Here is a 12,404-nt window from a genome sequence, read left to right as displayed (position 1 = left end):
GCCCCCGGCGGATATCCGCCGGGGGCCGGAAGCGACAGGGGGCCGCTCAGGGGGTCACGTGGCGACCATGCGCACGCAGGCACCCTCGATCAGTTCGCTGACCTCCGACAGCGGCGTCGGCCCCGAGGGCCGGTACCACCGCCAGACGCTGACGATCAGGCCGAGCACACCCGAGCCCAGCAGTTGCGCGTCCCGGAGCGGGAAGGCGCCCATGGACATGCCTCGGACCAGCAGGTTCGTCCAGTTCCGCTCGACGAGCTGAACCAGCTTGCGGGCCTCGACGCGCTCGGCCTCCTCCCGCTTGGACTTGCGCGTGCCGGAGAGCAGATCCATGTGGTTGTGCAGGATCCGCATCTGCAGGACCTCTTGGTCCGAGACGTCGTAGGCCGCGCGGACGGCCGCCCGGAGCGCCTCGGTCGGGTCCTCGACGCCCTCGGTCGCCTCCGTGAACTTGTCGTGGGACCGCTGGAGCTCCAGCCGCATGATGGTCAGCAGGCAGTGCGTCTTGGACTCGAAGTAGTGGTACAGCGCCGTCTGCCCGATGCCGACCCGCTCCGCCACTGTGGACCACTTGGTGGCCTCGAAACCGGCCTCGCCGAAGCAGTCGACGGCGGCCGCCAGGATGGCGGCGCGCTTGGACCTCGGTCCCGCTTCCGGTTCAACGATTCTCGTCGCCATGCCTCGTCTCCTGGCTGAAGCCCACCGTGTCCGTACCCGAGAGTAGCCCCAAGCTGAACTCAGTTGCCAATCGACGTGAACAACCGCGGGTCAAAGGCGCTCCAGCACGGTCGCGTTCGCCATGCCGCCGCCCTCACACATCGTCTGCAGACCGTAGCGCCCCCCGGTCCTGTGCAGTTGGTGGACGAGCGTGGTCATCAGCCGGGCGCCGGTGGCGCCGAGCGGATGACCGAGCGCGATGGCGCCGCCGAAGGCGTTGACCCGCTCCGGGTCGGCGCCGATCTCCTTCTGCCAGGCCAGGACGACGGAGGCGAACGCCTCGTTGATCTCCACCAGATCGATGTCGCCGATCGACAGCCCGGCCCGGTCCAGGACCTTCTCGGTGGCGGGGATCGGGCCGGTCAGCATATGGATCGGATCGGAGCCGACGACGGCCATGGTGTGCACCCGCGCGAGCGGGGTCAGGCCGTGGCGGCTCACCGCCTCCTCGGAGGCGATCAGCAGGGCGGCGGCGCCGTCGGAGATCTGGCTGGAGACGGCGGCGGTCAGCCGGCCGTCCTCGGTCAGGGGCTTCAGCCCGGCCATCTTCTCCAGGGTGGTGTCGGCGCGCGGCCCCTCGTCGGCGGTGAGCCCGAAGGCCGGGGTGATCTCGTCGTCGAAGGCGCCGTCGGCCTGGGCGGCGAGGGCGCGCTGGTGGCTGGTGAGCGCGAATTCCTCCATGTCCGTCCGGGAGACGCCCCACTTCTCGGCGATCAGTTCGGCCCCGCGGAACTGGGAGACCTCCTGGTCCCCGAAGTGCTGGCGCCAGCCGTCCCCCGCGTACGGACTGCCCATACCGGCCTGTTCGCCGACGGTCATGGGGCTGGCGATGGGCACCAGGCTCATCACCTCCACCCCGCCGGCCACCACCAGATCGGCGGCCCCGGAGCCGACCGCCTGGGCGGCGAAGTGCACGGCCTGCTGGGAGGAACCGCACTGGCGGTCGATGGTGGTGCCGGGGACGTGCTGCGGCAGCCCGGCCGACAGCCATGCGGTGCGTGCGACGTTGCCGGTCTGCGCGCCGATCTGGCTGACGCACCCGAAGTACACGTCGTCGACGGCGCCCGGGTCGGCTCCGGTGCGCTCCAGCAGGGCGCGCAGCGCGTGGGCGCCGAGATCGGCGGGGTGCACGCCGCTGAGCGTGCCCTTGCGGCGGCCGACGGGGGTACGGACGGCTCCGACGATGAATGCTTCCGACACGGTGGGGCTCCAGGGGTTTCGGGGAGGTGTCAGGTGCTGGGGGCGGCGCGGGTGAAGTCGGGCGCCCGCTTGCCCAGGAAGGCGGCGACGCCCTCGCGGCCCGCGTCCGAGGTAGCGGCGGCGGCGATCGCACGGGCCTCGCGGTCCAGGTGCGCATCGAGGTCCGAGGTCAGTCCGGTGGCGACGAGACGGCGAGTGGCGCCGAAGGCGGCGGTGGGTCCGCCGCACAGCGCCTCGGCCGTACGGACGGCCTCGGCGGCCAGTTGGTCGGGGGCGACGATCCGGCTCACCAGGCCGATGGCCTCGGCTTCCGCCGCCTTGATGCGGCGGTTGGTCAGCAGCAGGTCCAGGGCCCGCTTGGGACCGACGAGCCGGGGCAGGAACCAGCTCACTCCGGCATCCGGTGAGTAGCCGATCCCGGTGTAGGCGGTGGTGAACGAGGCGTTGTCGGCGGCGAGGGTCACATCGGCGGACGCGGCCAGGCCGATGCCCGCACCGGCGACGGCGCCCTGCACGGCGGCCACCACTGGCGCGTCGCCCGCCGCGAACGTGCGCAGGGCCTCGTGGAGCGCGCCGGTCACCGCGATGAGGTGCTTCTCCAGCGCCTCACCGGAGAGCCGGGAGAACTCCCCGAGGTCGCCGCCGACGCAGAAGGACTTCCCCTCGCCGGTCAGCAGCACGGCCCGTACGGACTCGGTGGCGCACACCCGCGCCGCGTCCAGCAGTCCGCATGCCATCTCCAGGTCGATGGCGTTGCCCGCCTCGCCGCGGCGCAGGGTGACGCGGGCCAGACCGTCCTCGATCTCGATGCCGACCCTCATCGCGCGGTCCATCCGCCGTCGACGGTCAGGACCTGCCCGGTGCAGTAGGAGGAGGCGTCCGAGGCGAGGAACAGCAGCGCGCCGTCGAGTTCATGGGCGTCGCCGCCGCGCCGCAGCAGGGTGTTGCGCTCGACCCAGCGGCTGGAGCGCTCGTCGCCGAAGAGGTCCGCGGTCATCTCGGTGCGGAACCAGCCCGGGGCGAGCGCGTTGACGCGGGTCCCGCTTCGGCCCCACTGTCCGGCCAGCTCGCGGGTCAGACCGATCAGCCCGGCCTTGGACGCCGCGTAGCTCGCGCCGCCCAGGGGGGCGGCGGTGACCAGGCCGAGGATGGAGGAGACGTTGATGACGCTCCGGGGTGGGTCGCCGTCCACGGCGGGTGCCTCCGCCACCAGGCGTGCCAGGTGGAAGGGGGCGGTGAGGTTGACGCCGAGAACATCGGTGAAGGCGTCCGGGGATTCGTCCTCGGCGCGGGTTTCCCCGGACGTGGCCGCGTTGTTGACCAGGATGTCGATGCGGCCGGTGGTGGCCAGTGCCGTCCCAACCAGCTGCGCGCGGTCGGCGGCGAGCGAGACGTCGCAGGCGACAGGGTGGATGCGGGTGTCGGAGTCGGCGAGTTCCTTCAGCCTCTCGATCCGCCGGGCGGCGGCGAAGACGGTGGCCCCGGCCTGCGCGAGGACGGTGGCGAAGCGTGCGCCGAGCCCCGCGGACGCGCCGGTGACCAGGGCCGTCCTGCCCCGGAGCGAGAACAGCTCCGCGGCGGGTCGGGGCGCGCTCATCCCTCCACCCCGATCGGCAGGGCGGTCGCGCCGCCGTCGAGCACCAGGGTCTGGCCGGTCATCCAGGAGGAGGCGTCGGAGGCCAGGAACAGCGCCGCCTGGGCCACGTCCGCCACGGTGCCGAGGCGCCGCAGCGGCAGCTTGGCGGTGAGGATCGGCTCGCGGACCTCCCATACCGCCCGCGCCAGCTCGGTCTTGATCAGTCCGGGGGCGATGGCGTTGACGCGGGCGTGCGGCCCCAGTTCGTAGGCGAGCTGCCGGGTCATATGGAGCATGGCGGCCTTGGTGGCGTTGTAGTAGCCGATGTGCGGATCGACGATGAGCCCGCCGACGGAGGCGATGTTGACCACCGCTCCCCCGTGTTCGGCCATCCAGGCCCGCCAGGCGCACCGGGTCCAGGCGATCATGCCGTACTGGTTGACGCGGACGGTCTTCTCCGCGCGCGGCAGGTCCAGGTCGAGCAGATCGCCGTGGTACGGGTTGGTGGCCGCGTTGTTGACGAGGAGGTCGAGGCGGCCGAAGCGGGCCATGGTCTCCTCGACGCACCGCTCGGCCTGCTCGGGTTCGCCCGCGTTCGCCACCACCGTATGCACGTCGCCGTCGCCCTTGACGCGCAGCAACTCCTCGCGGGCCTCGGCGAGTCCGGCCGGTTTACGGGCCGCGATCACCACGTGTGCGCCGGCCGCCCGGTAGGCGGTGGCGATGCCGAGGCCGATGCCACGGGATCCGCCGGTGATGACGGCCACCTTGCCGTCGAGGCTGTTGGCGCTCACGCCGCTCCCGTCTCCGTGTCGGTCTTCTTCTTGTATTGCGCGAGTTCCTGGCGGGCCACCGTCCGCAGATGTACTTCGTCGGGGCCGTCGGCGATCTGCAGCGCCCGGGTGATGGCGTACAGCCGGGCCAGTACGGTGTCGTCGCTGACCCCCGCCGCGCCGTGTGCCTGCACCGCCCGGTCGACCACCTTGTGGGCGACCTCCAGCGCCGCGACCTTGATGGCGGCGACCTCCATACGGGCGGCGGCGTTGCCCACGGTGTCCATCAGCCAGGCCGATTTGAGGACGAGGAGACGCAACTGCTCGATCTCGATGCGGCTGCGGGCGATCCACTCCCGGACCACTCCCTGGTCGGCCAGCGGCCCGCCGAAGGCGGTGCGTTCGGTGACGCGCTCGCACATCAGCCGCAGGGCGCGCTCGGCGAACCCCACGGCGCGCATCGCGTAGTGCATCCGTCCGGGGCCGAGCCGTCCCTGGGCGAGCGCGAAGCCCTCGCCCTCCCCGCCGAGGATGTTCTCCGCCGGGACCCGGACGTTCTCGAAGAGCACATCGCCGTGTCCGAGCCGGTCGGTGTAGCCGAACATCGGCAGGTCACGCAGGACCGTGACGCCCGGGGTGTCCCGGGGGACGAGCAGCATGGACTGCTGCCGGTAGGTGGGCGCCTCCGGATCGGTCTTGCCCATCAGGATGATCAGCTTGCAGTCGGGGTCGAGGATCCCGGAGGTGTACCACTTGCGGCCGTTGACGACGTAGCTGTCGCCGTCGCGGGTGATGCGGGTGCGGATGTTGCGGGCGTCGGAGCTCGCCACCTCCGGCTCGGTCATGGCGAAGCACGAGCGGATCTGAGCGTCGAGCAGCGGGCGCAGCCAGCGGTCCTGCTGCTCGGGGGTGGCGTACAGCGCGAGCAGCTCCATGTTGCCGGTGTCGGGCGCCGAGCAGTTGAACACCTCGGGGCCGATGATGGAGCGGCCCGCCAGCTCCATGAGCGGCGCGTATTCGAGGTTGCTCAGCCCCGCGCCCCAGTCGCCGTGCGCCATGAAGAGGTTCCACAGGCCCTCGGCGCGGGCCTTCTCCTTCAGCTCGGCCATCACCGGCGGCAGGGCGTGCGGGTCGTTCCCTTCGGCCAGTTGCCGGTCATACGTCGCCTCCGCGGGGAAGACGTGTTCGTCCATGAACGACCGCATGCGGTCCTGGAGTTCACTCGCCCGTGACGAGTATCCGAAATCCACGATTGCTCCTGTTCGGTGGGGGCGTACCGCTGCCGGATCAGCCGAGGATGTCGCGGGCGGTGCGGATCATCGCGGCGATGGTGGGCGGCAGGCGTTCCTGGTCCGGGTCGTGGTGCTTGCCCTCGCGGTGCCGGCGGAGGTTGTGGCCCATGATCGCGGCCATCTTCATGCGGCCGAGTGCCCGGAACCAGTCCATCGCGGGCAGCGCGGGCCGCCCGTCGCGGTAGGTGTCCAGCAGTTCGGCCTCGCCGGGCAGTCCGGGCACGGCGTGTCCCAGTTGGGGGAAGTTGCGGTGGTCGGCGAAGAGCAGAAACCAGCCCAGGTCGATGCGCGGGTCGCCGACGCTCCAGATCTCCCAGTCGACGACGGCCACCGCCCGCTCGCCCGCGCACAGCACATTGCCGAGCCGGAAGTCCCCGTGCAGCAGCACCGGCGGAAGGCCGTGGGGTACGCCGTCGGCGAGGCGTGCCAGCAACTCCTCCCCGCCGGGCCGCAGTTCGGCGGGAACGGCACGCAGGGTGCGGCTCCACCGCTCCAGCTCACCGGCGGCGTCCAGCGGTGCGGGCGCGTCGAGCCCGGGCGTGTCCACATCGGTGCCGTGCAGTCGGCGCAGGACGGAGGCGATCTCCAGCATCCGGGCGCGGGCCGTCGCGGGGTCCACCTGGTGGTCGTCCAGTACCGGCTCGACGGCCTCCCCGGCCGCGAAGTCCATGGCGAACCAGGCGGGTCGGGTCTCGTCGACGGCCACGACGCCCGGTACCGGCACCGTGGATCCGGCCAGCGCGCTCAGCACCCGAGACTGGCGCAGGACGTCGTTGCGCCCGACGGGCCGCTGCCCCGGAGGCACCGCCTTGACGACGTACCGGGCGTCCCCCGCCGCGACCTCGTACGTCAGCCCGGAGTGGCCGCCCGGCAGCACCGTCAACTCCCCTACCGGCGCGCCCGGGTGGCGGCGGGCGAGCCGGTCGCGGACCCGGGCGGCCAGCTCCGGCACCTCGGTGGCCATGCTCATCGGACGGGCTCCTTGGGCAGGCCGAGTACGCGCTCGGCGAGGATGGTGCGCTGGATCTCGTCGGTGCCGCCCGCGATGCTGTAGCCGGGGGCGCCCAGCAGGTGTTCCGTCCAGGCGTAGGCGCCCCACTCCCCCGTGTCCGCCACGAGGCTCGGCCCCAGCAGTTCGGACACCAGGTCGCTGGTGCACCGCATGGTCTCGGTGGCGTACAGCTTGCCGACCGATGCCTCCGCGCCGGGTTCGCGCCCGGCGACGAGGGCGGCGGTCACCCGCAGTCCCATGAGCCGCTGGACGAGGGTGCGGAGGTGGAGGTCGGCGGCCCGCTGCTGTTCGCTACCGGTGAGCGGGCGCGACAGGTTTCCGGCCAGGTCCAGCGCCCGGTCGGCGTTGTCCAGGCCGAGGCTTCCGGAGTCGAGCCGTTCGGCGGCCAGCACGCTGAGCGTGACCCGCCACCCCTCGCCGACGGGACCGAGCCGGTCGGTGTCGGGCACCCGCACACCGTCGAGGTAGACCTCGTTGAAGCTGGTGCCACCGGTCATCTGCCGGATGGGCCGTACGGTGACACCCGGCGCGTCCATGCGCACCAGGAAGACGGTGATCCCGGCGTGCTTGCGGACGTCCGGATCGGTGCGGCACACCGCCACGCCCCAGGTCGCCACGCGGGCCCCGGAGGTCCACACCTTGTGCCCGGTCAGCACCCAAGTGTCGCCCTCGCGCACCGCCCGGGTGCGCACCGCGGCGAGGTCGGAGCCCGCCTCGGTCTCCGAGAACAGCTGGCAGGCCAGCTCGTCGGTGCGCAGCATGGGCATGAGCCAGCGGCGCTTCTGTTCCTCGGTGCCCCACAGGCCGATCGCGGGGGCGACGAGCGCTTGGGTCACCGGGAAGATCTCGGGGCGGTGCGGTACGTCGAAGGCCGCCTCCTCGCCGCGGTAGAGCTGCTCGTAGTACGCGGGCAGACTTCGGCCGCCGTACTCCTGCGGCCAGTTGAGCGCGGACCAGCCCTGGTCGTAGCGGGTGCGTTCCCACTCCTGGACGCGGGCGGTGTGCTCGCGCTCCTGCTCCTCGGTCCAGTTCTCGAACACGGCGACGGAGTCGGAGCCGCTGCCCCACTCCCCGTCGGCGGCGCGGGGCCGGGCCACTCCGGCGAGCCACGTCCGGGCCTCGGCGCGGAACTCATCGGGTTCCGGGATACCGCTCATCTCTTCCTCCACCTCCGATCGGGGGGCCGTTCAGCGGGACATTCCGCCGGACATTCGGCGCGACATTCGGGCGGGACATTCGGCGGGACTTTCAACGGGACAGGACCGTGCAGGCGCTCACGCCGGGGGCCCCGTACACATGGGTGAAGCCGATCCTGGGGCGGTCCGGGACCTGGCGCTCACCGGCCCGGCCGCGCAGTTGCTGGACGACCTCGTAGACCTGGCGCAGTCCTGAGGCGCCGATGGGTTCGCCGTTGGCGATGCAGCCGCCGTCGGTGTTGACCGGCAGCGTCCCGTCGATCGCGGTGGCGCCGGAGGCGATCAGCCGCTCCTGCTCGCCGTCCTCGCAGAACCCGCACTCGGCCATGTGCATGACCTCGGCGCCGCTCTCGGTGTCCTGCAGTTGAGCGACGTCGACGTCGCCGGGGCCGAGCCCCGCCTCCTCGAAGGCGGCGGCCGAGGCATCACGGCTGACGCTGGTCAGTGTGCCCCCGGGAATCCACGGGCTGAACACCTCGAACGAGCCGAAGCGCCGGGTGCGTACGGCCGCCGAGCGCAGGGTGACCGGTGTGCCGTCCATCGCGCGGGCGGCCTCGGGTGAGCAGAGGACCAGCGCCGCCGCGCCCGCTCCCGGGGAGCAGAACATGAAGCGGGTCAGCGGATCGCTGACCATGCCGGATTCCAGGATCTCCGCGGCGGACACCGGTTCGCGCCGCCATGCCTCGGGGGTCAGGCCGCCGTTGCGGTACGCCTTCTCGGCGACCAGGGCGAGGGTCCGCGGGGTGATCCCGTGGTCGTGCATATAGCGCTGGATCTTCATGCCGAAGAACTGGGTGGTCACCATCAGCCCGTCGCTGCCGTACTCCGCTCCCAGCCCCCAGTCCTCGGGCCTGGGGTCGAAGGCGCCGCGCGGGTGTTTGTCGAAGCCGACGGCGAGGACGACGTCCGCCATGCCGGAGCGGATCGCGTTCACGGCGGAGACCAGCGCACTGCCACCGGTGGCGCAGCCGTTCTTGACATTGACGAACGGCAGTCCGGTCAGGCCGAGTTGGGCCACCAGGGTGTCCGCGAGACCCGCGCTGTCGCTGCCGCCGAACGCGGCCCGCACCCGCGACCACGCGATCCCGGCGTCCGCCAGCGCGGCGTTCACGGCGGCCACGGCGAGCTGCCGGCCGGTCGTCTCCGACCGGCCGAACGGGGTGCGCCCCGCGCCGCAGATCAGCACATCGGTGCTCAAGAGCCCTCCTCGCTCAGGGACGTGGGCCTGGCCCGGGGCACCCCGGCATCGGCGGTCACGGAGAGCGGCATGCCGATACGGACGGCGTCGAGGTCGTCGACGTCGAGGACGGCGGCCACCCGCACGCCCTCCGCCAGCTCGACATAGCCGAGCGCGAACGGCTCGAAGCCTCCGGGCGGGACCTGGTAGGGCGGCGACTTGGGGGCGTACCGCTGCACCGTCCAGGTCCACAGCGTGCCCGTGCCCTGGAGGGCCGCCGGATCGGCCGGCCCTCCGCAGCGCGGGCACGTGTCGTCCGCGGGGTACACCGTCACCGAGCAGCCGGAGCAGCGTGCGCCCTGGAGCCCGCCGGCGGCGGAGCTCCGCGGATCCGTGGTCATCCGGATCAGCGCCCCTGCCACTTGGGTTCGCGCTTCTCCAGGAACGCCGACACGCCCTCGTTCGCGTCCTCGGAGTTGAGCGCCACGCCCACGGCGAGGTGCTCCATCACCATCAGGGACTGGGTGTCGGCGTCCAGGCTGCGGTCGATCGTCATCTTCGTGAGCCACATGGTGAAGGGGCTCTTGTCGGCGAGGTGGCTGATGAACTCCTCGACCGTCGCGTCCAGTTCCTCGGCCGGGGCCGACTTGTTGATCAGGCCGAACTCGGCGGCCTCTACACCGGAGAGGAGCTTGCCGGTGAGCATCAGCTCCTTGGTCTTGCGGATGCCGATCATGCGCGGCACCCGGTAGATCGGACCGGCCCCGCCGAACAGCGCGCGGCGGATGTGGAAGTCGCCGATCTTCGCGTCGTCGGCGGAGATGGCGAAGTCGCAGGAGATCATGATCTCGAAGCCGCCCGCGGTGACATGGCCCTCCAGGACCGCGACCGAGGGGGTCTTCATCGAGTACAGGCGGTCGCACACCTTCGCGGACTTCACCGCGACGTCGATCGCGTTCGACTTGCCGACGTACTCGGCCTTCAGGCTGTCGAGGTCGAACCCCGAGCAGAACGTGCCGCCACGGCCGCGCACCACCAGGACCCGAAGCTCGGGGTCCTCGTCCACCTCGGTGATGATCTCGTCGAGCCGCTCAAGGATCGGCACGGTGACGCAGTTCTTCTTCCACGGACGGTTGAGCCACACACGGGCGACGTGGCCGTCGCGCTCGAACTGGATCTCTTCTTCCGTTGTCATCCCTCACCCCTCTGAAACTGAACTGAATTCACTACAACTCTGATTCCAGAGCCGCACGGTGTCAAGCCCTTGATCGAGACATACCTATTCGGGTTCAGGCAGCGGGGCGGCCAGCGAGGCCGACGAGCCCGGCGAGCCGGGTCCGGTGCTGGTCCGCCGTGCCGAACAGCACCTCTGCGCCGCGCGCCCGGCGCACGTACAGATGCGCCGGGTGCTCCCAGGTGAAGCCGATCCCGCCGTGCAACTGGACGTACTCGGCCGTCGCCAGGCGGAAGGTCTCGGAGCAGACCACGGCGGCGGCACAGGCGGCCACCGGAAACTGCGACGAGGCGATGGCGGCACAGGCGGTCGCATACGCGGACCCCGAGCGCGCCGCCTCCAGCGCCACCAGCACATCGGCCAGCCGGTGCTTGACGGCCTGGAAGGACCCGATGGGGCGGCCGAACTGGTGGCGCTGGGCCACGAAGGCGACCGTGGCGTCCAGCGCATGCCCGCTGCCGCCGACCTGCTCGGCCGCCAGCGCGGCCCGCCCGGTGTCCAGCGTGGCCGAAACCGTGCCCTCGACCCCCTCCGCCGTGCCCACGGCAGTGGCCGGGGCGCCCCCGAACTCCACCAGCGCCTGGCGCCGCGTCTCGTCCAGGACGCGGCGCGGAGTCCGCCGGCAGGTGTCGGGGACGGGCTCACAAGCGAAGACCCGAGGCCCGGCGGGCGTTCCGGCCCGCACCAGGAGCAGATCCGCACCGGCCCCGTCGAGCACGAAGTCCGCCTGCCCGCGCAGCACCCAGCCATTGGCCCCCTGTTCCGCGGTGACGCCGGGCTCGCCGGACTCGTCGAGGCCACCGGGACCACCGGGGCCACCGGGGCCACCGGGGCCACCGGGGCCGAACCCGGCCACGGTGGCGGTGAGCGTGCCGTCGGCGATCCGGGGCAGATAGCGCTCGCATGCCGTACGGTCGCCGCTGAACAGCAGGGCGTTTGCGGCCAGGACCACCGTGGGGAGCAGGGGCGCGCAGTACAGGGCGCGTCCGGATTCCTCCAGGGCCACGGCCAGCTCGGCGAAGGTGAAGCCCGACCCGCCGTACTCCTCCGGAATGGCCAGGCCGTGGACGCCGATCTCGCCCGCGAGCCGCCCCCAGAGCGCTTCGTCGTATCCGCGCGGGGTGGCCAGATGCTTGCGCACCTCCTCGACGCCACTCGCCTCGGTGTAGAGGTCCCGCAGGACGGTACGCAGTTGTCGCTGTTCGTCCGTTTCGGACAGTAGCTGGGGGTCGATCTCGGGGTGGCGACGGTGCATGGGATCTCCATCGTGCTCGTACGGCGGGCGAGGAGCGCAAGAATTGAACTCAATTCATGACCGTAGGCATGGGAACTCCAGGCAGGCAAGACCATCCGGCGCCAGGATCAGGGCGGTCCGGATCAGGGGACCGACCCGGATCAGGGGACCGGCCCGGATCCGCTCAGGCGGTGAACCGGCCGCCGTTGGCGAGCAGCACCGCGCCGACGAGGTTCGCCGCGGCATCGCTCGCGAGGAAGAGGGCGATCTCGGATATCTCCTCGGGCGTCGCGTACGGGCGCACCCGCGGGTCGGCGAAGGCCGACCGCAGCACCTCGGGGGTGCGGGCCGCCATCCCCGTGTCCGTCGGCCCCGGCGCCACCAGGTTCACGCGGATCCCGGACGCGATGACCTCCTTGGCCACGGCCTGGGCCAGGGCGTGCACCCCCGCCTTGGAGGCGGCGTAGTGCGGGTAGCCGACGGGCGCGTCGAAGGCCGACGACGATCCGATCACCACGATCGCCCCGGCCCCGCGGGGCCGCATGACCCGCACCGCGGCGCGCAGCACGTGGAAGGCTCCGTCCAGGTTCACGCGCATGACCCGCCGCCAGGAGGCGTCGTCGAGGGAATCGGTCAGCTCGACCGGCCGCCCTTCGACGGCCGCGTCCGCGATGCGCCGCTTCGCCTCCGGATCGTCGACCCCCGCCGCGTGCACCAGGACATCGAGGCGGCCGTGCCGGCGCAGTACGTCCTGGAAGGCACTGTCGACGCCCGCCGCGTCCGTGACGTCGAGTGCGACCGCCCGGGCGGCGGGCAGTTCCTCGGCGACGGCCGCCGCGCCGTCGCCGTTCACGTCCGCCAGGACGACGGCCCGCGCGCCTTCCGCGGCCAGTTGCCGGGCGACCGCCGCGCCCATGCCGGAGGCGGCTCCCGTCACCATCGCGACCCTGTCGGCGAACCTCCCCGCGCGGACCTCTTCGCTCGTCACACCGA

13 protein-coding genes are annotated in these 12,404 nt (G+C 72.0%); all 13 read right to left on the bottom strand.

Translation table 11 applies throughout. The features are described from left to right. Positions 1-54: 54 nt before the first annotated feature. The 13 genes from CGL27_RS40830 to CGL27_RS40770 all read right to left on the bottom strand — a co-directional run bounded on the left by CGL27_RS40830 (position 55) and on the right by CGL27_RS40770 (position 12,399). Positions 55-678 (bottom strand): TetR/AcrR family transcriptional regulator, encoded by a 624-nt coding sequence (locus CGL27_RS40830; protein WP_078639575.1) that lies wholly within the window; start codon positions 676-678, stop codon positions 55-57. A gap of 90 nt (positions 679-768) precedes the next feature. After that, a complete protein-coding gene (locus CGL27_RS40825; protein ID WP_119992541.1) occupies positions 769-1,917 on the bottom strand; it encodes an acetyl-CoA C-acetyltransferase in 1,149 nt (382 codons plus the stop codon). A 29-nt stretch (positions 1,918-1,946) separates the two neighbouring features. Then, positions 1,947-2,738, bottom strand: coding sequence for an enoyl-CoA hydratase-related protein (locus tag CGL27_RS40820; protein WP_119992540.1), 792 nt, complete (start codon positions 2,736-2,738; stop codon positions 1,947-1,949). After that, positions 2,735-3,514 (bottom strand): SDR family oxidoreductase, encoded by a 780-nt coding sequence (locus CGL27_RS40815; protein WP_119992539.1) that lies wholly within the window; start codon positions 3,512-3,514, stop codon positions 2,735-2,737. The genes CGL27_RS40820 and CGL27_RS40815 overlap by 4 nt, the downstream gene beginning before the upstream one ends. Then, a complete protein-coding gene (locus CGL27_RS40810) occupies positions 3,511-4,287 on the bottom strand; it encodes an SDR family oxidoreductase (RefSeq protein ID WP_119992538.1) in 777 nt (258 codons plus the stop codon). The genes CGL27_RS40815 and CGL27_RS40810 overlap by 4 nt, the downstream gene beginning before the upstream one ends. Further along, complete coding sequence (locus CGL27_RS40805; protein WP_119992537.1) at positions 4,284-5,516, bottom strand: acyl-CoA dehydrogenase family protein; 1,233 nt, start codon at positions 5,514-5,516, stop codon at positions 4,284-4,286. Before CGL27_RS40805 ends, CGL27_RS40810 begins: the two co-directional genes overlap by 4 nt. A gap of 37 nt (positions 5,517-5,553) precedes the next feature. Next, entirely contained in the window at positions 5,554-6,528 is a 975-nt protein-coding gene (locus CGL27_RS40800; protein ID WP_119992536.1) for a phosphotransferase family protein, read from the bottom strand. Then, on the bottom strand, positions 6,525-7,727 hold the full coding sequence (locus CGL27_RS40795; protein ID WP_119992535.1) for an acyl-CoA dehydrogenase family protein: 1,203 nt from the start codon (positions 7,725-7,727) through the stop codon (positions 6,525-6,527). Before CGL27_RS40795 ends, CGL27_RS40800 begins: the two co-directional genes overlap by 4 nt. A 91-nt stretch (positions 7,728-7,818) precedes the next feature. Continuing rightward, positions 7,819-8,964: a thiolase family protein gene (locus tag CGL27_RS40790; RefSeq protein ID WP_119992534.1), complete on the bottom strand. Its 1,146-nt coding sequence runs from the start codon at positions 8,962-8,964 to the stop codon at positions 7,819-7,821. After that, complete coding sequence (locus CGL27_RS40785) at positions 8,961-9,344, bottom strand: OB-fold domain-containing protein (RefSeq protein WP_078647183.1); 384 nt, start codon at positions 9,342-9,344, stop codon at positions 8,961-8,963. Before CGL27_RS40785 ends, CGL27_RS40790 begins: the two co-directional genes overlap by 4 nt. Positions 9,345-9,349: 5 nt before the next feature. Then, complete coding sequence (locus tag CGL27_RS40780; protein WP_119992533.1) at positions 9,350-10,138, bottom strand: enoyl-CoA hydratase/isomerase family protein; 789 nt, start codon at positions 10,136-10,138, stop codon at positions 9,350-9,352. Positions 10,139-10,232: 94 nt separating this feature from the next. Further along, on the bottom strand, positions 10,233-11,432 hold the full coding sequence (locus tag CGL27_RS40775) for an acyl-CoA dehydrogenase family protein (RefSeq protein ID WP_119992532.1): 1,200 nt from the start codon (positions 11,430-11,432) through the stop codon (positions 10,233-10,235). A gap of 163 nt (positions 11,433-11,595) precedes the next feature. Beyond that, positions 11,596-12,399 carry an SDR family NAD(P)-dependent oxidoreductase gene (locus CGL27_RS40770; RefSeq protein ID WP_240450817.1) on the bottom strand — a complete coding sequence of 268 codons (804 nt, stop codon included), beginning with the start codon at positions 12,397-12,399 and terminating at the stop codon, positions 11,596-11,598. Positions 12,400-12,404: the final 5 nt, after the last annotated feature.

Origin of the sequence: Streptomyces sp. 11-1-2, from assembly GCF_003595545.1 — a bacterium.
In the GTDB taxonomy this organism is placed as follows: domain Bacteria; phylum Actinomycetota; class Actinomycetes; order Streptomycetales; family Streptomycetaceae; genus Streptomyces; species Streptomyces hygroscopicus_B.
This window is presented reverse-complemented; position numbering and strand designations above follow the sequence as displayed.

Bases quoted from the DNA above. Each gene is read 5' to 3' on its own strand.
- CGL27_RS40780 (WP_119992533.1), bottom strand. From the start codon at position 10,138: ATGACAACGGAAGAAGAGATCCAGTTCGAGCGCGACGGCCACGTCGCC.
- CGL27_RS40830 (WP_078639575.1), bottom strand. From the start codon at position 678: ATGGCGACGAGAATCGTTGAACCGGAAGCGGGACCGAGGTCCAAGCGC.
- CGL27_RS40785 (WP_078647183.1), bottom strand. From the start codon at position 9,344: ATGACCACGGATCCGCGGAGCTCCGCCGCCGGCGGGCTCCAGGGCGCA.
- CGL27_RS40820 (WP_119992540.1), bottom strand. From the start codon at position 2,738: ATGAGGGTCGGCATCGAGATCGAGGACGGTCTGGCCCGCGTCACCCTG.
- CGL27_RS40775 (WP_119992532.1), bottom strand. From the start codon at position 11,432: ATGCACCGTCGCCACCCCGAGATCGACCCCCAGCTACTGTCCGAAACG.
- CGL27_RS40815 (WP_119992539.1), bottom strand. From the start codon at position 3,514: ATGAGCGCGCCCCGACCCGCCGCGGAGCTGTTCTCGCTCCGGGGCAGG.
- CGL27_RS40795 (WP_119992535.1), bottom strand. From the start codon at position 7,727: ATGAGCGGTATCCCGGAACCCGATGAGTTCCGCGCCGAGGCCCGGACG.
- CGL27_RS40800 (WP_119992536.1), bottom strand. From the start codon at position 6,528: ATGAGCATGGCCACCGAGGTGCCGGAGCTGGCCGCCCGGGTCCGCGAC.